26 protein-coding genes are annotated in these 22,213 nt (G+C 47.8%); 10 read left to right on the top strand and 16 right to left on the bottom strand.

Features of this window, described 5'->3' with window-relative positions; translation table 11 throughout:
* Positions 1–93 precede the first annotated feature (93 nt).
* Positions 94–831, bottom strand: a complete 738-nt coding sequence (locus tag WBJ53_RS12295; RefSeq protein WP_338876418.1) for an IclR family transcriptional regulator C-terminal domain-containing protein — start codon at positions 829–831, stop codon at positions 94–96.
* A gap of 101 nt (positions 832–932) precedes the next feature.
* A complete protein-coding gene (locus tag WBJ53_RS12290) occupies positions 933–1,865 on the bottom strand; it encodes an EamA/RhaT family transporter (protein ID WP_338876417.1) in 933 nt (310 codons plus the stop codon).
* Positions 1,866–2,006: 141 nt separating this feature from the next.
* On the opposite strand from WBJ53_RS12290, the gene WBJ53_RS12285 reads away from it, so the two are divergent.
* The 3 genes from WBJ53_RS12285 to WBJ53_RS12275 all read left to right on the top strand — a co-directional run bounded on the left by WBJ53_RS12285 (position 2,007) and on the right by WBJ53_RS12275 (position 4,573).
* Positions 2,007–2,564 (top strand): DUF4142 domain-containing protein, encoded by a 558-nt coding sequence (locus WBJ53_RS12285; protein ID WP_338876416.1) that lies wholly within the window; start codon positions 2,007–2,009, stop codon positions 2,562–2,564.
* A gap of 91 nt (positions 2,565–2,655) precedes the next feature.
* The gene (locus WBJ53_RS12280; RefSeq protein ID WP_338876415.1) at positions 2,656–3,327 is read left to right on the top strand and encodes a PorT family protein; all 672 of its coding nucleotides are present in this window, start codon (positions 2,656–2,658) and stop codon (positions 3,325–3,327) included.
* A gap of 121 nt (positions 3,328–3,448) precedes the next feature.
* Entirely contained in the window at positions 3,449–4,573 is a 1,125-nt protein-coding gene (locus WBJ53_RS12275) for a serine hydrolase domain-containing protein (protein ID WP_338876414.1), read from the top strand.
* Between the two features lie 21 nt (positions 4,574–4,594).
* On the opposite strand, the gene WBJ53_RS12270 is transcribed toward WBJ53_RS12275, so the two are convergent.
* A complete protein-coding gene (locus WBJ53_RS12270) occupies positions 4,595–5,338 on the bottom strand; it encodes an EcsC family protein (protein WP_338876413.1) in 744 nt (247 codons plus the stop codon).
* 106 nt (positions 5,339–5,444) lie between these two features.
* On the opposite strand from WBJ53_RS12270, the gene WBJ53_RS12265 reads away from it, so the two are divergent.
* Positions 5,445–6,155, top strand: coding sequence for a murein L,D-transpeptidase catalytic domain family protein (locus tag WBJ53_RS12265; RefSeq protein WP_338876412.1), 711 nt, complete (start codon positions 5,445–5,447; stop codon positions 6,153–6,155).
* Between the two features lie 51 nt (positions 6,156–6,206).
* On the opposite strand, the gene WBJ53_RS12260 is transcribed toward WBJ53_RS12265, so the two are convergent.
* The 3 genes from WBJ53_RS12260 to WBJ53_RS12250 all read right to left on the bottom strand — a co-directional run bounded on the left by WBJ53_RS12260 (position 6,207) and on the right by WBJ53_RS12250 (position 8,643).
* Complete coding sequence (locus tag WBJ53_RS12260; RefSeq protein ID WP_338876411.1) at positions 6,207–7,427, bottom strand: L,D-transpeptidase family protein; 1,221 nt, start codon at positions 7,425–7,427, stop codon at positions 6,207–6,209.
* Between the two features lie 219 nt (positions 7,428–7,646).
* Positions 7,647–7,892 (bottom strand): hypothetical protein, encoded by a 246-nt coding sequence (locus WBJ53_RS12255; protein ID WP_338876410.1) that lies wholly within the window; start codon positions 7,890–7,892, stop codon positions 7,647–7,649.
* Positions 7,893–8,046: 154 nt separating this feature from the next.
* Positions 8,047–8,643, bottom strand: a complete 597-nt coding sequence (locus tag WBJ53_RS12250) for a fasciclin domain-containing protein (protein ID WP_338876409.1) — start codon at positions 8,641–8,643, stop codon at positions 8,047–8,049.
* A 240-nt stretch (positions 8,644–8,883) separates the two neighbouring features.
* Here WBJ53_RS12250 and WBJ53_RS12245 point away from each other — a divergent pair, with 240 nt between their 5' ends.
* Positions 8,884–9,354, top strand: coding sequence for a peptidylprolyl isomerase (locus tag WBJ53_RS12245; protein WP_338876408.1), 471 nt, complete (start codon positions 8,884–8,886; stop codon positions 9,352–9,354).
* Between the two features lie 315 nt (positions 9,355–9,669).
* Here WBJ53_RS12245 and WBJ53_RS12240 read toward each other — a convergent pair whose 3' ends face one another.
* The gene (locus WBJ53_RS12240; protein ID WP_338876407.1) at positions 9,670–10,938 is read right to left on the bottom strand and encodes a sigma-70 family RNA polymerase sigma factor; all 1,269 of its coding nucleotides are present in this window, start codon (positions 10,936–10,938) and stop codon (positions 9,670–9,672) included.
* A 53-nt stretch (positions 10,939–10,991) separates the two neighbouring features.
* Positions 10,992–11,345 (bottom strand): YciI family protein, encoded by a 354-nt coding sequence (locus tag WBJ53_RS12235; RefSeq protein WP_338876406.1) that lies wholly within the window; start codon positions 11,343–11,345, stop codon positions 10,992–10,994.
* A gap of 161 nt (positions 11,346–11,506) precedes the next feature.
* On the opposite strand from WBJ53_RS12235, the gene WBJ53_RS12230 reads away from it, so the two are divergent.
* Positions 11,507–12,457, top strand: coding sequence for an L-threonylcarbamoyladenylate synthase (locus tag WBJ53_RS12230; RefSeq protein WP_338876405.1), 951 nt, complete (start codon positions 11,507–11,509; stop codon positions 12,455–12,457).
* A gap of 160 nt (positions 12,458–12,617) precedes the next feature.
* Here the strand turns inward: WBJ53_RS12230 and WBJ53_RS12225 are convergent, their stop codons facing one another.
* From WBJ53_RS12225 to WBJ53_RS12205, 5 genes are all read right to left on the bottom strand, one after another.
* Positions 12,618–13,328 (bottom strand): alpha/beta fold hydrolase, encoded by a 711-nt coding sequence (locus WBJ53_RS12225; protein WP_338876404.1) that lies wholly within the window; start codon positions 13,326–13,328, stop codon positions 12,618–12,620.
* A gap of 181 nt (positions 13,329–13,509) precedes the next feature.
* A complete protein-coding gene (locus WBJ53_RS12220; RefSeq protein WP_338876403.1) occupies positions 13,510–13,941 on the bottom strand; it encodes a DUF6331 family protein in 432 nt (143 codons plus the stop codon).
* Positions 13,942–13,977: 36 nt separating this feature from the next.
* Positions 13,978–14,376 carry a hypothetical protein gene (locus tag WBJ53_RS12215; protein ID WP_338876402.1) on the bottom strand — a complete coding sequence of 133 codons (399 nt, stop codon included), beginning with the start codon at positions 14,374–14,376 and terminating at the stop codon, positions 13,978–13,980.
* 47 nt (positions 14,377–14,423) lie between these two features.
* On the bottom strand, positions 14,424–14,960 hold the full coding sequence (locus tag WBJ53_RS12210) for a hypothetical protein (protein WP_338876401.1): 537 nt from the start codon (positions 14,958–14,960) through the stop codon (positions 14,424–14,426).
* Positions 14,961–15,105: 145 nt separating this feature from the next.
* Positions 15,106–16,017, bottom strand: a complete 912-nt coding sequence (locus tag WBJ53_RS12205) for a pyridoxal-phosphate dependent enzyme (RefSeq protein ID WP_338876400.1) — start codon at positions 16,015–16,017, stop codon at positions 15,106–15,108.
* Between the two features lie 79 nt (positions 16,018–16,096).
* Here WBJ53_RS12205 and WBJ53_RS12200 point away from each other — a divergent pair, with 79 nt between their 5' ends.
* The 4 genes from WBJ53_RS12200 to WBJ53_RS12185 all read left to right on the top strand — a co-directional run bounded on the left by WBJ53_RS12200 (position 16,097) and on the right by WBJ53_RS12185 (position 20,383).
* Positions 16,097–17,131, top strand: coding sequence for an RluA family pseudouridine synthase (locus tag WBJ53_RS12200; protein WP_338876399.1), 1,035 nt, complete (start codon positions 16,097–16,099; stop codon positions 17,129–17,131).
* Between the two features lie 54 nt (positions 17,132–17,185).
* Complete coding sequence (locus WBJ53_RS12195; protein WP_338876398.1) at positions 17,186–17,638, top strand: GNAT family N-acetyltransferase; 453 nt, start codon at positions 17,186–17,188, stop codon at positions 17,636–17,638.
* Between the two features lie 144 nt (positions 17,639–17,782).
* Positions 17,783–20,008, top strand: a complete 2,226-nt coding sequence (locus WBJ53_RS12190) for a transglycosylase domain-containing protein (protein ID WP_338876397.1) — start codon at positions 17,783–17,785, stop codon at positions 20,006–20,008.
* A 3-nt stretch (positions 20,009–20,011) separates the two neighbouring features.
* Positions 20,012–20,383, top strand: a complete 372-nt coding sequence (locus WBJ53_RS12185; RefSeq protein ID WP_338876396.1) for a hypothetical protein — start codon at positions 20,012–20,014, stop codon at positions 20,381–20,383.
* Positions 20,384–20,406: 23 nt separating this feature from the next.
* Here WBJ53_RS12185 and WBJ53_RS12180 read toward each other — a convergent pair whose 3' ends face one another.
* From WBJ53_RS12180 to WBJ53_RS12170, 3 genes are all read right to left on the bottom strand, one after another.
* The gene (locus WBJ53_RS12180; protein WP_338876395.1) at positions 20,407–21,024 is read right to left on the bottom strand and encodes a TMEM175 family protein; all 618 of its coding nucleotides are present in this window, start codon (positions 21,022–21,024) and stop codon (positions 20,407–20,409) included.
* A 66-nt stretch (positions 21,025–21,090) separates the two neighbouring features.
* A complete protein-coding gene (locus WBJ53_RS12175; RefSeq protein ID WP_338876394.1) occupies positions 21,091–21,711 on the bottom strand; it encodes an NAD(P)-binding domain-containing protein in 621 nt (206 codons plus the stop codon).
* 34 nt (positions 21,712–21,745) lie between these two features.
* Positions 21,746–22,204: a DMT family transporter gene (locus WBJ53_RS12170; RefSeq protein ID WP_338876393.1), complete on the bottom strand. Its 459-nt coding sequence runs from the start codon at positions 22,202–22,204 to the stop codon at positions 21,746–21,748.
* Positions 22,205–22,213: the final 9 nt, after the last annotated feature.

Here is a 22,213-nt window from a genome sequence, read left to right as displayed (position 1 = left end):
TTTTTTCTTAGAAATAGCCTAAAATAATAATGCTGTTTACTCACAGGTTTATCAACCAGGTGAGTAAACAGCATTATTGTAAAATTGTATAATCTAATTCAAGCGATCTGATATTCGGCTGGCAGTTGCCAGCAACTCCTGTCGCACTTTTGTTCGGTCAGTAGCCATATAGCGATACTCGGGCATATATATACTCAAACTGGCTACCACCCGCGGGCCTTTGAATACGGGTACAGCCAGGCCAATAACCTGACGCCCTCGGGTTAGTTGTATGGCTAACTCTTCGCGACGAATTTGAGCAGCAACCTCACTAAAGCGTTCACGAGTTGAAGCCTCCGGCCATACATCCGCCGTTGGCAGGCCATAGTTGGCAATAAACTTATCAAGCTCTGTTTCACTGTAATACGCCAGCAACAAACGCCCCGAAGCCGTATCATAAGCATTTTTCCGATCCAGTGTTCGCACCTGAAGATCGTGCTCAGAATCAGTACGTTGCAGAGCAATTCGCTGATTTCCTTTGAGTACGGCCAGCAGTACATTTTCATTTAGCAGGGCCGTTAGTGCATGCATTTCACTGGTAGCGGCTTCCAGCAGATCTTTCCGGTAACTATCATTACCCGTGAGCGCATAGGCCTTGGCTCCTAGCGTGTATCCTTTTTTTACGGCTGCCTGCTCAATAAAATCACGCGCCACCAATGTTTTCAGAATATTGGCGCAGGTTCCATGATTTAATCCTACAGCATCGGCCACTTCGCCCAACGATTTTGGCCGGTCGGGTTCCTGAGCAATAAATTCGATGATGTCAATTGCTCGATTAATAACCTGAATCATTTTATAATTTTACATTATAAAATAAAAGTAGCTAATCGTATTTTTAAAACCAAACTCCAATAAAAAATACTGTATTAGATATGCCTGTTTAATACCAGAATTTACCCGGCCAGCAGTTCCTGCCAGGAGATAAGCCCAATGGCCAGCACCGCCAGTACAAGGCCAATTTTGTTAGCTAGCGAAAGTTTTTCCTGAAAAAATGCGGTAGCCATCAGGGCAGCTACCAGAATGACGCCAATGTTATAGAGTGGATATACAAAAGCTCCATTACCCCCAAATTGCGACAAGGCGAGTAGCAGCGTATAGAAACTCAGGAAATTCGGTACGCCCAACGTTATGGCTCCAATCAGGTTACGAACCTGTATGGTTTCCTGCTGACGAATGATCCGGACAACGAGCATCAGCAGTCCGGCTACAATAGCCCCCAGAACCATTGTCAGCATAACCACAATCGTTTTATCGGCTGATGGAATGTAATGAATATTCATGTAATTGATCAGGGTATTGGTAGCCCCATAGAACAGAAACACCCCTATTGGCAAGAGGATTTCAGCACCGAACCGCCGTGGCTTTACGGGCGCAACTGCCGTTTCCTCGACCGGGCCATTTGCTGGTTCTTTTTTATACGTACTTAGCCCAACCGCCACCACTGCCAGGATAAGCCCCAGATAATTCAGGCTATCGAATGGTTTACCACCCGCCCGAAACACAAACAAACTAAAGCATACGGGCACTACCAGAGACAGGTTGTTGGCTAACGAGGTTGCGGTAATACCAATTCGCTGGGTTGACGCGCCCGACAGCATAAATGTCAGAATAAACCCAACCCCTAGCCCCAGCGCCAGCCAGGTCCAGGTTTGCGACAGATCGAGCGAAAACAACTGGCGGGCGGGCAGAAGTAGAAAACCCGTCAGGAAACAGACCAAATAATTGAAAACTATAGCCTGAAATGTATTGATGTCGTAGCGCGGAAAGAGCCGAAAATTCAGTAAAAGCATTACGGAGAGAAAAATACTGAGTAGTAGAAAAAGCATGAGAAGAACCTGATTATCAGTCGAAGAGAATACCGGCAAACGGCCCGTAAAATAACTCACCGTCATTGCCACAAACAATACAGCCAGCCTGATGTTCTTTTTAAGATTCTGTATATCAACGTTATAAAAAACCACATTAACATGAAAAAGACAATTCTTCTGGCTGTATTGGTAGCCAGTGGCCTGACGTTTCAATCCTGCGGAAGCAGCGAAAAGAAAGATAGCGAAGAACGCGCTGAACAAATCAACGAAGAAAATAAACCTACCGAAGACGATGACGATTCGGAGTTTGCCGTAAAAGCTGCCAGTGGTGGTATGCTGGAAGTTGAACTGGGCCGAATGGCGCAGGAAAAAGCCCAAAGCCAGCAGGTAAAGGATTTTGGTGCCATGATGGTGAAAGACCACTCAAAAGCCAACGACGAACTGAAAGCATTGGCTAGTAGTAAAAATATTGTGCTGCCATCCACCCTGGGCGAAGAAGAACAAAAACACGTTGACGAGCTGGCTAAACTGTCGGGTAAAGAGTTCGACAAGAAATACGTAAGCCTGATGGTCGACGATCATCAGAAAGATGTTGACGAGTTCAAGGAAGAGGCTAAAGATGCCAAAGACCCTGATATAAAAGCCTTTGCAGCCAAAACGGTGCCAACTTTGCAGGAACACCTTAACAAAATCAAAGCCATCAACGACGCGATGTAAGGGATGCAATTAATCCAAAACGAAGGGCACTACCGATTGGTTGGTGCCCTTTTTTTCTTTATTTCACTTAAAATTCACGGCCGATACGGGTATGCTTAACCGATTTTTTTCGTTGTTTTCCTCCGCTTTATTTATAACATCACTGGCTTTTGGCCAGGAAAAACTTTCTGTTTCGGCAACAATTGCGCCCTTGTTCACTCATACTGCCTACGATCGGCTGTATTTGTTTCCAGACAGCGATGGGCAGGTTGTTGATCCTGTTTTTCTCGATGGCAGTACGGGTTCATTTGGTTATTCGGCAGGTGTGACCGTTTACTACACCTATGCCCCAGGCTGGTCGGTAGCAACGGGACTCTGGTATCAGTATCAGGTCATTAAAACAGATCGGTTAGCGTTGGCCGGAGTCGGACAAACCAGTCTTCGCAATCGGAGCTTCCGAATTCCAATTTTACTAAACTATCGTTCGTCGGAAAGAAAAATTTCGCCTTACTACTCCTTCGGCCCATTGATCGACTTTCCTGCTTCGTCGCGTGTTATTGCCCATCGGGAAGGCGAATCGACCCAACACTTACGGTTAAGCAGCGAGTCGGGCCCGATTTTCAGCCTTCTGCTGGGTGCGGGGGCTCTTTATCAGCTTAACACCCATGTTGCACTCACGGCCCAGCCAACGTTCACGTATCATCTGGGACGGTTTGGCGGAGCCCACACCAATTTTCGCACCTATGAACTCGGTCTGCTAACCCAGTTGATTTATACCTTCTGACGTTTTATAAGGCAATTGACTTTTCCGGAAATCCGTTAAATCCGCCTAATTGGTGTTTCATTTTTGAGAGTAGGTTTATGCAACGACGCTACTGATTTGCTATCTTTCTCAAAAACAGACAATGATGCTTTCTCTACTACACCGAATTACTACGCTATTGATACTGCCTGGTCTGGTTCAGGCCGCCTATGCCCAGGTACCGACACGGAAACAGCTCGACCAACGGGTAACTCAGTTGATGGATAGTGCCCATGTTCCGGGCCTTTCCATGGCGCTTATCCAGAAAGGTAAACTTGTTTATAGCAAAGGCTATGGCCTACGAAAGCAGAATTCGCCACAAATAGTCACGCCCAATACGGTCTTTGAAGCAGCCTCGCTAACGAAACCCGTGTTTGCCTATGCAGTATTGCAACTGGTTGAAGAAGGAAAACTGGATTTAGATAAACCACTCTGCGAATACCTGCCCTATCCGGATGTCGACTCCGACGAACGTTATAAAAAAATAACCGCTCGTCTGGTATTGAGTCATCAGAGCGGTTTCCCAAACTGGCGTAAAAACCGCCGATCAAATCAGTTGTCGATGGCGTTTTCGCCCGGCGAACGGTTTGGCTACTCCGGCGAAGGGTTTGTTTACCTCCAGAAAGTAGTTGAAAAAATAACGGGAATACCGAACAATGATTTCATGGAAGAACGAACTCTGAAACCGTTAGGTATGAACTATAGCGGTTTTGTCTGGAAAGAGAATTTCGACCAGGACATTGCTCAGCCGCACAACCAATCGGGAGAACCGCAGGAGAAATATCGTCCTTCGCAATCGAACATGGCCTATTCACTGCATACGACAGCCAATGACTACGCCAAGTTTATAATGGCGCTCATGAAACCTACCGGCTTATCAATTGCAACAGTCGATCAGATGCTTAGTCCCCAAAGCAAACTACCCCGGCGATTCTCGGGTTCCGATACGCTGGCTCCGGGGCTGTTCTGGGGCCTGGGTATTGGGCTGGAACAAACATCTACCGGCAATTATTTCTGGCATTGGGGTGACAATGGCGATTTCAAATGCTTTATCATGGCTAATCAAGACCGAAAAGATGCGGTTATTTATTTTGCCAATGGTGCCAATGGTCTCGATTTTGCCGACGTCATTGTAGCCCAAACAATTGGTGGCCAGCACCCGGCCTTCAGCTTCTTAGGCATCGACTGGCAGGCTGAAGTTAGAAAACAAGCTAAAAAAGGTCCGTAGTCACTGGTTATTCGCCAATCACTAGTGACCAGTAATTACTGGCCGATTTTCGTCGAGCCAGCGCATCCGATAGGCATTCATGGCCGTACGGCCTAGTTGCGTAACAAGCTGATAGTTTGCCACAATACCAACGGCAGCCCCAATACCCGGAATCAATTGGGCCATCTTGGCCAGATCGATATAATCACGGTATTCCTGCTGAAACGTCAGCCAGTCGAACTGATTAATGTCTTCGGGAAGCTGACGGCTGTGTTCGGGCCAGTTAACCACATACTGGTAAATAACCTGCCTTCGTTCCTGGCTCGAAAACGCCAGTTGAAAAATATACAGAATATAAACCCGTTCGCGGTAATCATTGACCGAATGCCCATATAAGGCGGCTATTTCAAACAGCATTTTCATTTTCAGTCCCAGCAACAACGGGAAATCGGCCAGACCGAGCCATAGCCCACCCGCTCCCGTTACGCCCCCTTCGGCGGCTCCAGCTCGGCGGTAAAAGTTAATTCGGGCAATCACGGCCGACTCCCGTTGCGGCAGAGTAAGGCCTGGCTCTGGCAATCGGGTCAGGAATTCAGCGCCAAATAACACCGCCCGCGTCATCTGCTTAATGGTTGCCGTAATGACCTGATGGACCCGTTTGGGAATTATTTTATTCATCCGCCGTTGTACGGATGTCGACAATTTCCCAAACCGGGTTGGTGGTTTCTGCATGGCTAATTGCCAGCGAGTTAGTTCGGTCTGAACAGCTTCTTCGTAGGAGGTCATAGCACCTGTTTGGAGCAAAAGATAGTCTTTTAGCGAATTAAAACGAGTGTTTTAGCGTTTTATTAGTACATTCCGTCATAAAATCCCAAAACACCCTGCTTTGTCTATGAAGAAAGTCGCTTGGCTTCTGGCTGCACTTGCATTTGCGTATTTTGCAGGCACCGGACTCGGACTAAAATCTACCCGTACTGTTGTAGCAGCCTCCCCTGCTTCCCTCCCAGTTACCAAGGCAAAAACCAATTCCCGGCTCGATATATATGATCAACTCGATCTGGCTAAGTCAGGTTTGCGGAAAAATGTTTTTGAATATGCCTTACGGGGCTGGCAAAAAATAGACACAACCAAGTCGATTCTATCAATTGTCGATTTGAGCCAGCCATCCAATAAAAAACGGCTCTACGTGGTCGATCTGGCCAATAGAAAACTTCTCTTCAACACCTATGTTGCCCACGGCCGTAACTCAGGTGATCTGATTCCTGATCGGTTTTCCAATATAAACTCCTCTTTCCAGACTAGCCTGGGTTTTTACCAGACGCTCAATACATACATGGGTAAACATGGCCTGTCACTTCAACTGAAAGGGCTGGAAAAAGGCTTTAACGATAATGTTTATAACCGCAATATTGTATTGCACGGCGCTGATTATGCCTGTGAGGATTTCATCCGTAAAACAGGTCGGTTAGGCCGCAGCCAGGGTTGCCCGGCAGTTCCCTATGCCGATTCCAAAAGTATTATTCAGGTAGTTAAAGGCGGCACCTGCCTGTTTGTCTACGCTCCAAACCAAGACTACCTGAAAAAATCGACCTACCTCCTGTAAGTCGTAGAACCGGCGTGAAAATGCGCTGCCATTTTCACGCCAATACGGTTACTATTTATCTCCCAGACCATACACATCCTTATAAAAATGTAGTCGTCCGGCTCCGTCGACATCGGCAATATTGTAGGTAATAAACACCGGAAACGGTTTTGGAATTGACAGTGTCTGTGGTTTCTGATCGATCAGGCAGCGGTTCATAAAATTGGCATCGAATTTCGTTTCTCCCAGCACAAAATTGGCCAGCTCTACGGGTTTCTGAACCCGAACGCACCCATGGCTACGCCACCGATCAGCCGTGAGCGTAAACATATCCCGCCCGTTGGTATCGTGCAGATAAATCGCTAAGGGATTAGCCAGATCGAACTTGATTAAACCAAGGGCATTTTCACAACCCGACGCCTGCCGAATGCGATACGGGAAATTGGTTTCCGACAAACTTTCCCAATCGACCTCTTCCGGATCGACCACGCGGTTTTGGCTATCGAGCACTTCCAGGTTCTGGTTATACAAAAACGCAACATCGTTCCGGATTTTCGGAAGCATTTCCTTCGTTGCAATACTTTTTGGGACATTCCAGTACGGATAGGCCACAATATCTTTGATATAGGTAGTCATGCAGGGGGTTTGCTTATCTTTTTTCCCGGCAATAACTTTCATTGGCAGCATACGCCTGCCTGTTTTGTCGAAAACATTCAGCTCTCCCGCCGGTATGTTGACAAGGACAAATTGTTCGGGATTGAATCGGTTGATATACCGATAGAAGTTTAGCGTCTGCCGAATGAGCCGCACCGAATCGGCAACGGCTGGATTAGTTTTTTCCCGGCTGCGTAATTGATTATAATGCGCCACCAGCTGACTGTAGGGTGCAAACGCTGCATTCGGTACCGAAGCGGGCGAAAACGCGGTATCGGCCTCATCAACCCAACTTGAATCTATTTGCTCCTCAAGTCCGACAAAGGCCAGCATCGACGGTTTTTTACCATATCGAATTTCCATGAGCAGTTGATCGGTTCTGTCACCAATTTCTTCCTTAGTAGCGGTTGTAGGCATGGCAATCCGACTCGTGTCGATACCAACCGAATCGGCATAGCGGCAAACCCGGTGCAGTGTTTGCCGGGCCGTAGTTAGCTCCTGAATAGCCTGCTCATGACTGACCCTGGCGGCCTGCTTAGTCTGTTGCCAGCGAACTACCTCGCGACCAACAAAAAACAAAACAACCAATGCAGCCACAATGGCTACTCCAATCCAAATTTTACGTTTATCCTTATCCATTTTCGTTGAGCTATTTTCAAGACCTGCCCATGCAGTTCTGCGTTGACTCGTTGCAAATAAGCGGGAACCGCGGCAGGGTTAAACATGAATGGTCTATACTAGTAAACGTAGAAATGCAGGCCCAGGTTATCAGAAAACGCATTTATTCGTCCCCAAAAACAACAGCACCCTCATCAAAGATCTGATGAGGGTGCTGAGCTACCGGGTAGTTAGCTAGTGTTAGCTATATGCTGGCTTATCAATATCAGGCTTCGGATTAGGGTTTCGATTAGGGTGCATCACACGCACATTTGCGGCAGGTTCATCCCCATCCATATATTCATCTTCCAACTCATCGGCAGGAAGCTGGGGAGGATTTATTTCACTACCCGGACCACTATTTCCTTCAACAGATTGATCCTCCAGACCATCGGGTGAGATTGCCTGCTTTGCCCGAATTAACTCTTCCTTGTCTTCACTTGCCATAACATCCTCCTTTCGTTCGTGTAGGGTTTGTTTACAAACATTCCTTTGAGAGAATAACCCAATGACGTTTATATTGTTCGGGACACTACATACAGAATCCGCTTATTTACTGATTGAATAAGCGGATTCTGCTGATCATTAACCCTTTAAAAACTTATTTCCCTTTTTCGGCGGGCATCAGAACCGTATCTATCGAATGAACAATACCGTTTGTTGCTTCAACATCGCTGGCGTTGATCGTAGCGGTGTTGCCAGCACCATCGGTAATGGTTATAGTGTCTCCCTGTTTACCGACCGTGAGGGTTCCTCCCGTAACGGTTTTCAGTTTTTGACCATCCTCCAATTGGTCTGCCATGAGTTTTCCTTTCACAACATGATAGGCCAGGAGTTTTGTCAGTTTTGCTTTCGAAGCTGGTTTCAGGAGTTCGTCGAGTGTACCCTCTGGCAGTTTTTCAAAGGCTTCATTGGTTGGCGCAAAAACCGTATAGGGTCCCTTACTGGCAGCCTGTTCGGTTAGCCCCGAAACCCGTAATGCTCTGAACAAAATAGTGTGGTCGGCCGATTTAGCTGCGCTAATGGCCAGGTCTTTCCCCGTCGATACGCCCGATTTCATGGCACTACCGGGCATTCCCATCGTACTGGCTGTAGATGGTTGAGCAGCCGAGTTTTGATCCTGCGCATTTGTTGCGACTGCCACGCCCAGGCACAAGCCGAGCACAATGGCCCACCTCAATTTCAATCCGTTTGTCATGTTGAGTATAGTTGTGAATGTTACAACACTTATCCGATCGGATAAGACCGATCACCTGATCAGTATGAATGCCAACGACATTGGCCGAGAAAATATTTCGTAAACGGTAGTCAATGGCACTGAATCTGAGGAAGCGGTCAATGAAATAAAGGGACACAGAGTAATTAATTTTCAGCAAATAAGGTAAACTTTGCCTTTCGGTTGTTTCTAGCGTATAACCAACCGGCAAAGCCTATTATTATGCAAATCACCAAACACAAAGTTGCCGCTATCCATTATACACTCCGCGACGATGCAGGCAATATCCTCGATTCAAGCGAGGGTCGCGACCCACTCTACTACCTGCATGGCAAGGGAAACCTGATTCCAGGAATGGAAGAGGGCCTCGAAGGAAAGGCCAAAGGCGACAAAACTCAAATAGATGTAGCACCCGAAAAAGGCTATGGCACACGCAACCCACAGCTTATTCAGGAAGTGCCCAAACAGGCTTTTGGCGGCCAGAATGTTGAAGTTGGCATGCAATTTCAGACCAATCATGGCGAACTGATTACCGTTACCAACGTTGGGCCCGATACGGTTACCGTTGATGGTAATCACCCACTGGCCGACCAGAATTTACATTTTGATGTTGAAGTGATGGACGTTCGTGATGCAACTTCCGAAGAACTTGCTCACGGCCATGTGCATGGCCCCGGCGGCCATCATCATTAAAAGAGTTTACGGTATTCAGTTTACGGTTGTGCTGCCCAAAATAGACATTGCTAATTGGCGGAGCCACCGTAAACTGAATACCGATCTTATTTCGAAAACACCCCTTTGGCTATCAAATATGGAATTATTAGCCATAATAGTCCTTTAATTAGAAAAAATAAGAAGCCCAGCCAACCTACGCGCTTGAGCCATATCTTGAACCGCTCATTCATGGCTGTATTTTTCCGTAAAGATAGCCACGATTAAACACTTCAGAGTCCTTCGTCAGCCCAATTCGATTTAACGAAGTCGTTTGCACGCTCAGCCACAGTGCTCCTATTGCAGTTGCTTCAGCTTACGGTCGAGCAGGGCTTGTTCGCCCACCGATGTTGTTAGCTCACGCGCCCGTTCATACGACTTTCGGGCCTCTTCACGCTGCTGATTCTGTTGATATAAATTGCCCAGAACCGCATAAAAAAGATGGTTATTCGCTAAACCACAAAGTGCCAGAACTTCACTGATAGCGACCGATGGCCCCTTTACATTGGCCACGGCTACAGCCCGATGCAAGGCAACTACCGGCGATGGTTTGATCCGCAGCAACAGGTCGTAGTATGTCAGGATGGTTGACCAGTTAGTAGCGTCGTAGGCTGGAGCGATGCAATGCTGCATTGCAATACCCGCTTCCAGATGGTATTCACTGAGTAAATCGCCTGCTGCCGACCGGTTTAAATAATAATGCCCTTTCTGCATCAGAGCCTGACTCCAGCGACTACGATCCTGGTCGGCCAGTAATACGATAGCGCCTGCATCGTCGGTTCGGGCATCGAATCGGGCCGATTGAAAGCACATTAGTGCCAGTAATGCATCAACGGTTGGCAACTGCGTTTTCGGTGTTTCGGCCAGTAATAAGCCTAGCCGAAGAGCCTCTTCGCACAAATCGCGTCGAATAAGTGTATCAGGATGCGATGAGTTATAGCCTTCGTTGAACAGCAAATAAATGCTTTTCAGTACCGAATCGACCCGACTAACCAGTTGCGAGCCAGTAGGTACTTCGAGCCGGATGGCATCATGCCGTATTTTTTCTTTAGCCCGGAAAAGCCGTTTGGTAATCGTTTCTTCGCTGGTCAGAAAGGCACTGGCAATTTCCCGAACGCTCAGACCGCAAAGTATTTTCAGGCACATCGCCATCTGCGATTCAGCACCAATAGCCGGATGGCAAACCGCGAACAGCATCCGCAACTGGCTATCGGTAATTTCGTCATCGAAAAAGTGCTGATTGATCATCGCTTCAACGCTTTCCTGTTGATGCAGGTATTCGACTTCTGAACGGATCTGGCGAAACCGGCTTTCGAGACGAACTACATCGAGCGCCTTATTTTTCGCAACCCGATACAGCCATGCTCTTGGGTTATCGGGAACTCCCCGGAAAGGCCAGCTTTGCAGTGCCTGCACCATTGTTTCCTGCACAATATCGTCGGCAAGTTCGATCTGGTCGAAACCCAACAGACACGTCAATACCGAAGCCATCCGCCCGGCTTCGTGCCGAAACAGATGGTCGACCAGTTGACTGGAGGTAGCAGAATACAACGGTACGTCAGGCATTCCTGAAAAGAGAGTTCCTCTTTGCTGGCCAGCAAAGAGGAACTGGCTATGGTTTAGCCAAAGTTAACAACCGGCCGAACTTCTACCGTGCCATTGGTATCAAAAATAGGGCATCCCTGAGCCAGTTCGATGGCTTCTTCGATACTGGCAGCACTCACGAGTGCATAGCCCCCCACTACTTCTTTACCTTCGGTATACGGTCCGTCGGTAACAACCTGTCCGCCTTTTGTCAGGAGTTTTCCCATGGGCATCAGCGCTTCGGCGCCTACAAATTTGCCTTGTTCGGCAATACCGCCAATCCATTTATTCCACTTTTCGATTTCGGCCTGCATCGCTTCCGGCGACTGCGCCATAAAGTCTTGTTCCTGCGACATGGGTGAGTGGAACAGCAGCATAAATTTGTCCATGAGATTTGTTTGGTTTGGGATTGAACGCTATTGAATTTGATTTTCGGCACTAAGACGAACGAAGTACGCAAAACCGGACAGTGCCATGTAAATTTTTTTGAAAATTTTTCGGCTAAATCTGAAACCATCATCCACCCGAAAATCTTCGTACCTTTGCGGCCATGACGCAGATTGGCACGGATGTTCATGTAGCAGCCGAGTTTTTAGAGGCAGGTAATGTGGTTGGTATTCCGACCGAAACAGTTTATGGATTGGCAGGAAATGCGCTCAACCCCGATGCCGTATTGACCATTTTTCGGGTCAAAAACCGCCCGGCCTTCGACCCACTCATTGTGCATACCGATTCGCTTCAGAAAGTCAGGCAGTTTGTTGCCGACATTCCCGAACCAGCGCACCAACTGGCCCAAGCGTTCTGGCCAGGCCCGCTGACGCTGCTGCTCCCTAAACGCGATCTGATTCCTGATCTTGTCACATCGGGTTTACCTACGGTAGCCGTTCGGATTCCCCGGCATCCGCTGACCCTCAAACTACTGCACCTGCTCAATTTCCCGCTGGCAGCACCCAGCGCCAACCCGTTCGGCTACATCAGCCCCACTACCGCTCAGCACGTTGCCGATCAACTGGGCGATCAGGTACCGTATGTGCTGGATGGTGGCCCCGCCAGCGTTGGCCTCGAATCGACCATTATTGGTTTTGAAGAAGGTCAGGCAACAGTGTTCCGCCTGGGCGGCATGGCCATTGAGCAAATCGAAGCGGTGATTGGGCCGGTTAGTGTTCGCACGCATTCGACGTCGAATCCTAAAGCGCCGGGCATGTTAAGCAGCCACTATGCGCCCCGCAAGCCGCTTATCCTGCTGCAACCGGGCGAAAGTCCAACGCCCAACAACCGGGCAGGTGCCTTAGTGTTTCGTGAGCCATTCGGTGGCATTCGCGAAGATCATCAGCGCGTTTTGTCCCCTACCGGCGACCTCAACGAAGCTGCCAAAAACCTCTTTGCGCACCTGCGCACGCTGGATTCATTGCCGGTGGATGTCATCTATGCCGAACCCCTACCCAACCAGGGCCTGGGCTGGGCTATGAACGACCGGCTTCGTCGCGCCAGTGTGCAGTAGGGCTTTAGTTGCCTCCGGGAAGTTAGAGGCATAGTGGTTGTTCTGTTTGTCGGATAGCCAATATATTTACTTGTACTTTTTCAGTTTATACCTATATTAAAGAGGCTAAAATTAGATATATCAAAGGCTATACAATATCTGTATTCTTAAAAACAGCTAATTATACCCCTTCGACAAAATTTCGAATCCGGCGAACATAACCATCTGCAAACACCTGTTCTTTCCATACTTGAGTAGCCTGCAAATGATCGCCCTGATATGTCAACAGACTGCGATGTGGGGCCTGAGTAATAACTTGCTGGCTATCGGACAGGGGTGTTATTTCATCCTTTGTGCCCCCAATTAACAGCATGGGGCAACGGATTTTCCTCACCGCATTCGAATAAGTCGTTGCGCTGTTTGGTAAGATAAACTCCCGATTTACTTCACGCTTCCAATAAGCAACAATAGCTGCTGGATTACTCACGTAACCGTCACCGATCAGGAAATCGAAAGGCACTTGCTGATAAGCCAGGGTAGCCAAGAGGGTACTGATTGAGAAAGATAAGACCCCTACTTTATTACCCGGAAACTGGCTTTTAGCGGCTTTTATAGCAGTTTGTAAGTCGGTTACAAACTCGTCACAGTAAAACCGTTTGCTATCCACTTCAAACGTTGAACTGTGCCCAAAACCACGGTAGTCAAACAAGACTACATCAAAACCTGCTTTTAAAAAGGCATCTGCATAGTAGACACAGTTAGCCATGTTGCCTGTTGCGGCATAAGCAATGATCAACGTCTTTTTAAGCGGCTTGCTGGCTGATGTAGGGAGAAGCCAGGAAAGCAGTTGCGCTTTATCAGGCGTAACTAATCGTTTTTCAACATAATTCAACCCTAGTGAATCGGGCCGAATCCAATAGTCAGGTTCGGGTTTGAAAGCCTTGGTGGTTAAGGTCAAACAACAGAAAACGAGTAGCAAGGTCAATCGCATAATCGACTATCATGTTAAGTTATTCAGAATTGACAAGGTTACCTTTATAATCTCACATCAAAAAATTCATAAACGATTCCTTCTAAACCCACTGTTTGACTTCTGTAATCAGATAATCCATCAGTTCTAAAAACGATACTCTTGCGAAGTTGTAGTTAAGTCGATTATAGCTAATTAGTTGGGCGTCACTAGCCAATACCTCTTCCTGTATTCGTTCCAACTGCCTGATCAGCGTATTACTATCAAGATTTTTAACCGCATCGACTATCGCTTCTGGACTAATATCAAAAGCATCAATCCCACAGCACTCAGCTACGCATGTTGTTTCTGTCATGTTCCAGAACTCGCTCAACGGATCTCTGACGTTGCTGTACTTAACAGTAGCATCGCTGGAAAAAGGGCCCAACCGTTCGTCTATTTCCAGTTCTGAATCAGTATCGCAATTAAATCCAAGCAACTCAATTTTCTTTTCAGGACTTATCTGAAGCGTTCTTGAATAGACTATTCTAGCCATAGTGATTAGGTCAATTTTACTGTGCCCAGCCGTAAATCAATTGGTGACTTTGTCAACTGTAAACTCTTCCGGCCCTTTGACTGATTCAGCGCTGGCTGTCAGAATAAATTCGCGCTCTGACTTTTCGGTAATCACAGGGCGGGAATCGTGAGCTTTATGAATAATGAAGTAATACTGCCTGTTGGGTTCGAAGTGCAAAAAGTAGGTTTTATCATCAACTAAAAAACCTAAACTATCGCCCTTTACCTGAACCGTAATCCAATGGCGGGCCTTTATAACGATTGACTGTTTGGGGCCATCAGTGCCCATTCTAAGCTCAGCATTCAATCCAACCATCGTATTTAAGAAATGAATTCGGGCAGGCGCCAGCGACTGAGCCTGGCTGGCCAGGCTTAGCAAACAAGTAAAGACGATAAAGTATGCTGTTGTTTTCATAGCGTTTCTGGTTATTGAGTAAAAAGATAAGCCTCTTAGCCCGGAATTTACCACATAACGGGTAAACAACTGGCTACAATTCGCACCGATTTTGCTACTCCTTCGGCTAAAACAACTGTGCTGGATGCCAGGGTAACATTCGCAAGTAATTTGTTCTTCATTTGAGCGATTTCAGCGGAAGACAAATCCATCAAGACAGATAATATTGCCTGATTGTTTGGCATTGAAATCACATCCAATGCCTGATTTGGCCTGGAAATCGTAGACCCATCTCCAAATTGGAGCACAATCCCTTCTGAACGCCCGTTTTCTGATACACCAGTTGCATTTAATCCTATATTGAGTAGATACGTGGTATCGATTTTAGATACAGTCTTTCCTAACATGAGCATATATAGCTGATTGTGTGTAGAATCGACTTCCGTAAGTGTATCAATAACAGCCATATAACCAACACCATTACTTGCTTCAATTTTTTGAATCAGGCTACAATCTTGTGCCTGGCAGGGCTGAATGAAAAAATAGAGATGAAAAGAGAAGAATAGAACAAAGAACCGCATGGCCACTTGTGGTATATGAATCATTTTACATAGAAAAATTGGAGCGGCAATTTATACATCCTTTCATCATAAGTAAATTATTGCACAAATAATGCACACAAATTTCTTAATACATTTTTATCAAAAAGCTCTGTAGCTATATAATTCCAGGCAGTCAATAGCCTGTTCCTCATCCCATTACTGCTTCGCTGCGCCCCTGCAAACCGCCCGTATGCACCGCTACAACAACCGCATTTTCTGGGAAATAGCCTTGCCGGGCCAGATCATAAATGCCATACATCATTTTTCCGGTATACACCTGATCCAGCAGAACACCCGTCTTCTGCTCAAACGCCCGAATGAAATCCAGCAGTTCGGGTTTTGTTTTGGCATAGCCGCCAAATGAATAGCCCGTTTTCAGTTGATACTGGCTTGTGGACTTATCGATTGGCAATTGGAAATCCGGCGCTTTTAAGGCTAAAAAACCGATTATGGTCATTGAGGCAGGAGCCGATTGGATCAAGCCTGCTATGGTACCACCTGTTCCTACTGGACAGCCTACATAGTCCGGTGGTACAGTCATCTGCCTAAGTAGTTCGGGAATGATTTCGGCGGTGCCGCGAACCGCCAGCTCATTTGTACCACCTTCAGGCAGCACATAACAGGGGCCAAATTGCGCGGTTAGATTTTGCACAAAATCAGGCTCTTCTTTTCGTCGGTACGTATTGCGGTCGACAAAATGGAGCCGCATCCCGCATGATTCACAAAACTGCAAGGTTGGATTGCGTGGTACGGTGGCCAGTTCCTCTCCACGCACCACGCCAATGGTTTTAAAGCCAAACGCCTGCCCGGCGGCAGCCGTCGCAAAGAGATGATTGGAATAGGCTCCTCCAAACGTCAGGAGTGTGTCCAGCCCCTGCTCACGAGCCACTAGTAGGTTATACTTAAGTTTTCGCCACTTATTGCCCGATACCTGCGGATGCAACAAATCATCGCGTTTGAGAAAAAGCCGGATAGCAACGGGTTCAGGAAAGGGATTTTCCAGAAACTGTATGGGCGAATTGCCCACTAAACCGGATAGTTGACGGGCAAGTTCGTTCATAATCCGTACTTTTGCGGGTTCATAAGGTTAGTAGCGCTACGCGGCCTTCCGGCCACGCTACATCTGCAAATCTGAGAAAATGGTAGCGGAAACGGAAGACGAATTACCCGAAGACGACGAATTATACGAGCATCACCGCATTGTTGTCGATAAAGGACAGAGCCTGCTGCGGATCGACCGGTTCCTGATGGATCGGCTCCAGAATGCCACGCGCACGAAAATTCAGGCTGCTATCGATGTCGAGTCGGTGCGCGTTAACGGCAAGCCAACTAAAGCCAGCTATAAAATCAAGCCTTCGGATATTATTACGGTATCGCTGCCGCACCCCCCGCGCGACACCGATATTAAGCCGGAGAATATTCCGCTGACCATCGTTTTCGAAGACGACGAACTGCTGGTGCTCAACAAACCGGCGGGCATGGTGGTCCACCCGGCGCATGGCAACTGGGATGGTACGCTGGTCAACGCGCTGGTCTTTCATTTTCAGAATCTGCCCACTTCGCGCAACGGCGAAATCCGACCTGGACTAGTACACCGAATCGATAAAGATACATCGGGCCTGATGGTGATTGCCAAAACCGAATATGCCATGACCCACCTGGCCCGGCAATTTTTCGACCACAGTATCGAACGGACCTATACGGCGCTGGTATGGGGAATTCCCGAACCTGCCGCCGGAACCATTACAGGTTATATTGGTCGCAGTATGAAAGACCGAAAAGTGCAGGTCATCTACGACGACGAAACCAAGGGCAAGTGGGCCGTAACGCACTACAAAACGCTGGAAACGTTACGCTACGTAGCCTTGGTACAATGTAATCTGGAAACGGGCCGCACCCACCAGATTCGGGCCCACATGAAGCATATTGGCCATCCGCTGTTCAACGATGCCATGTATGGCGGTGATCGGATTTTGCGGGGCAATCCCGTAGGTAGCTATAAAGCCTTCGTTGAAAACGCATTTAAGTTATTGCCCCGGCAGGCGCTACACGCCAAATCGTTGGGGTTTGTGCATCCACGCACCCGCGAATGGCTCCAGTTCGACTCGGATCTCCCCGACGATTTTCGGTCTGTTCTGGAAAAATGGCAAAAGAAGATACTCAACGAAGATTGATTAATTTCGCCACACGTAGTAATAATCTATCGATTATATACCCTCTACACTTACATGATTTCAATCCGTCCCGGCACGCGTGCCGACATTCCGCAGGCATTTGCCTTAGTTATGGAACTTGCCGTTTACGAACTAGCGGCCGATCAGGTCAGCAATTCTGCCGAACAGATGGCCGACGATGGCTTTGGGGCAAATCCGCTGTTTGGCATGCTGGTTGCCGAAGACTCTGAAACCCAGAAAATCGTCGGTCTGGCGCTATATTACTTCCGTTATTCGACCTGGAAAGGCAAACGCCTGTATCTGGAAGACATTATCGTTACCGAAGATTTTCGGGGCTATGGCATCGGTAAACTACTGCTCGACGCTACGATTGAACAGGCTCATAAAACCCACTGCACTGGCATGATGTGGCAGGTGCTGGACTGGAACAAACCCGCCATTGGTTTCTACGAACAGTTTGGCACTCGTTTCGACGACGGCTGGACCAATTGTCATCTGGATTTTTGAGTGTAGGTGAAATGGCAGAGGTAGCATAGAGGGGTTACGAGGAGGCAAACTATACCACCACCCCGCCATCCCTGCTCCCCTGCCATCTCCTTCGCCCTTTGCCAATAAACATCTATCTTTGCAGCTCGCGAATAGTGACATAGCATGACGTATCGTCAACGTAAAGCCCTCCGAATTGCGGGATGGGTATTTTTAAGTATTTTTTTGCTAGGCTGCATAGGAGCAGGAATTGCTTATTCGAAGCGCGAAAGCCTATTGCAAACGGCTCTCGACCGGGCCATCCGCAAAGCCAAGCGAGACTACAACCTCAACGTTCGGATCGACTCAGCCCGATTTACGGGGTTGAGTTCGTTAGCCTTCAGTAATATTTCAGTCGTTCCTGACAACCGCGACAGCCTGGCCCGGATTCAGCGGGTCGAAATTTCGGTCCGGTTCTGGCCACTGCTGGTAGGAAAAGTAGGCTTATCGGGCATGACGCTCGAAAACGGCCTTGTTCAGGTTATCAAACGCGATTCGCTGACCAATATCGATTTTCTGCTTCGCCGGAAACGCGATTCAACCGCAACCACCAGCAGCCGCAAAACCGATTTGTCGAATGTGGCAGAAAACCTGATCGACAATATCCTGTCTAAAATCCCTGATGATCTGAATATCAGCAATCTGGAATTCAGAGGGATGGACAACAAAGATACCCTCAACCTGCTGACCGAAACAGCTACGATCAAAAACGAAAACGTTACATCGACGCTGAAACTCAACGGAAATCAGGCAATCTGGCACATTGCAGGTACAGCCGATCCCGCCAACCGGGAGTATAATCTGGCCTTATATGCCGACGGAAAGCCACTCGAATTACCATACATTCAGAAACGCTTCAACCTGAAATTACAGGCCGACACCGTTCGGGCGCAGTTGAACGATGTTGACCGGTCGGGGGGCGAATTCAGACTGGAAGGCGCAGGCTCGGTTCGGAATCTGCGTATTAATCACCCCGCTATTGCCCGTACCGATGTGCTGGTTCCGCAGGCGTCAATGGACATGCATATGTTTGTGGGCGAAAATTATGTCGGGATCGATAGTTCGTCGGTACTTAAGCTAGGCGAAGTAAGTGCGCGTCCATTTCTGAAATACACACTAAAGCCGGTTAAGATTTACGAAGCACAGCTCCATACCGATCAGATGGATGCGCAGGCCCTGTTCAATTCATTTCCACAGGGATTGTTCGAATCATTGGAAGGTATGCAGGTGGCAGGTAAGCTGAAATACGATATGTCGTTTCAGTTGGATACGTCGCTGCCCGATTCGGTACAATTCAATTCAGGACTGACGCCCGACGGGTTCAAAATCCTGAAAATGGAGCAGACTGATTTTGCCGAAATCAATCATCCGTTTGTTTATACACCTTACGAAAAAGATAAGCCCGTTCGGGATATTGTGGTTGGACCAGAAAACCCGGATTACACACCACTGGAACAAATTTCGCCCGATCTGCGCAATGCCCTGTTAACATCGGAAGATTATAATTTCTTCACCCACAACGGTTTCAACGAAAAAGCCTTCCGGGTGTCGATTGCGACGAATTTCAAGGAGAAATCGTTTAAACGCGGAGCCAGTACCATTTCGATGCAGTTGGTTAAAAACGTCTTCCTGAATCGAAACAAAACCCTGTCGCGCAAGGTCGAAGAAATCCTGATCGTGTGGCTCATCGAAAACGAACATATCGTTTCCAAAGAGCGGATGTATGAGGTCTATTTGAATATTATTGAATGGGGTCGTAATATTTACGGTATTGGTGAAGCGGCCCGTTATTATTTTTCGAAGAGCCCGTCCAATTTAAATCTGGGAGAAAGTATTTTTCTGGCTTTCGTTGTACCCCGCCCCAAACGCGCACTCGACTGGTTTTTACCCGATGGCACCCTACAGGCCCGCAATGTTCGCGGCTACTTCCGTCTGATTGGTCGCATTATGGCCCGTCGTGGACTAACTGCACCCGATTCGGGCGCTTACGGTTTTTATGATGTACGGTTGCGCGAAGGACTACGTCGTCAGATTGCACCGGTCGATTCATTGTTTCCGAGCGATAGCCTGATGATCGATCCTATCGATGGTATTGATGACAACGATGAAGGAACGGGTATTGGCAATTTCTTCCGGCGTTTATTTAAAGGAAACAAAACCGACAAGGAGAATCAGACCGACGAACAACCAAACGCTCAGCTCACCCCAACAGAGCCAATACCGGGCCAACAGGCTCCGACCGATACCGTAAAAACCCGAAAGCAACTTCGGCAGGAACGGCGCGAACGAAAACGGCGCGAAAAAGAAGAACGACGACAACAGGAGGAGGCCAACAACAATTTGAATGAATAAGCGATGAAAGCCTTAATAAGACTGCTAGTGATTGTTGTTATTGTGGGCGGTATCGTACTGTTTTTTATTTCCCGCTATAACAATACATCATTCACTCCGCAAACCATTGACTTGACCGTCGACTGCTCAGAGGTCGACAATGTAGTGGTTACGTCAACAGTAAACGTGGTGGTTAACAACCTGTCGGCCCGTTCGCATAATGATGTATCGGTCAACATCAAAGCCTACGACGAATCGGGGAATTTACTGAAAGAGAAGTTCACCACGTTTTCGCGAACGCTGGAACCCAACAGTAGTTTCGACAAACCCGTAACCCTGCCCGCCGGAACCAAACGTTGCGATTGCAAGATCGTTAGTTCGCATCCGCTTAACTAAACAGTAGCGGTATTGGCTTTCCGTCAGGATACACCCTCTACAGTTCGAGCCGAATTGTAGAAAATAAAATAAAGCGGGATGAAGGCATAAATGCCTACTGAAAGCCAGGGGTGGACAAACGCCAACCCCGACCCTGCCATATATAACCCTGGCCCGAAAATAAGAGAACGAGTAGTGGCTGTGCGATAATGGCCCAAATCGGTGCCTGGCTTCAATACAGCCGGATGCGCCAGCGCATGCCACCGAATAATGGTGAATGTTAGGGCCATGAGAGCCAGAATGATGCCGAAGGCACATAAGGCCAGTGGATTACTGATGTAATCACCGACGAGTGCAGTTGGAAAAGGAATGAACGAACACCAGAGGAGTAGCACTGCATTGAGCCAGAAAAAACCGTGCGTAATATGCTCAATTTGGCTCAGAATCCGGTGATGGTTTACCCAAATTACACATACGATCAGGAAACTGATAATCCAGCTAATCACTTTGGGCATCAGCCCCAGCAATGCCCGCCATAATTCGGCAACGGACTCTGGCTGCTCCAGATGCGGCACCTTGATTTCCAATACCAGCAGCGTTACAATGATCGCAAAAACACCGTCGCTGAAGGCCTCGATCCGTGATTTGGAGAAATAATCCATCTGATTAACGTCCTACGTAGTTTCTGTTCAAACCTTCGTCCAGTAACTGACTGCACCTGGCTATGCTTAAGGCGTCAGGAGCTTTATGGCTATTCGGCGCCCATAACCCTGAAAAAGAGCCAGATTAATCCAGTTTAGAGCCAGTTGTTCGATGAGGGTAAATGTATCGTTTCCACCCAGGTCGTAGCATTGAGCAAAGCCAATTTCTTTTGCCAATTGGGTCGCAACGGCTTTTCCTGGCTGGCTATCACCGGCTACAAACATATCGGCAACCTGTTCGCCATACTGCGGATTGAGCATGTTTTCAAAGCCGGTGGTGTTGAAACACTTTACCACATCGCGAGTGACCGTATTGGCCAGAACAGCATCAGCGGTGTTGCTGAATCCTGCCGGTCCCACGCCCCGCACGATGTTCATTGTATCGATGATAACTTTGCCCGTTGTGTCGCCCAATTCCTTCACTACTTCTACTGCTTTCATAGCAGGGGTTGCCAGCACAATAACATCAGCCTGCGCAGCCGCACCAGCCGGGGAAGCAAAGCAGTCTTCTCCGATTTTGGTAGCTAGTTTGATCGATTTTTCAGAAAGCGGAAAACGAGTTCCGATCAATACGGTATGGCCCACTTCAAGAAAGCGTTGGGCTAAAGTACCACCCACATTACCGGAGCCAATAATTGCAATAATCATCGTTATTAACAGAGTTGGATAACTAATAAACTGATCAAAACTTTCTAACAATGTATACGCCTGCGATGAGTAACCCCACTCCTATTAGCCGTTGCCAGTTGATGGGGTGAAGCGTGGCATTCAACAGCCCAAAATGGTCGATAAGCATAGCCGCCAGTATCTGACCCAGCAAAACCATAATAGTCACATTACCGATTCCGAGCTTAGGCGCACAAATCACAATGAGCAGGATGTAGCTGCCCCCCAATACTCCGCCCAGATAGCTCCATTTAGGAGCATCAGAAAATTGAGTCAGTGCCGGTACGGTTTGCTGAGAGGCCAGGTTGTAAATCGTTAGCCCAATGGCGGCCACCACAAACACCGTAAGGGCCGAAAAGTAAGGGCTTTGCAGGCTGCGACCCAGTTGGCTGTTCATGGCGCTCTGAAACGGAATCATACCGCCCGCCAGCAAAGCCAGCACCAGGAAAAGAAGTTGATTGTCAGATGCTTTCATGTTGTATAA

The organism is Spirosoma sp. SC4-14 (assembly GCF_037201965.1).
GTDB lineage: Bacteria > Bacteroidota > Bacteroidia > Cytophagales > Spirosomataceae > Spirosoma.
The sequence above is the reverse complement of the archived record's forward strand: the minus strand, read 5'-3'. Positions and strand labels throughout refer to the sequence as shown.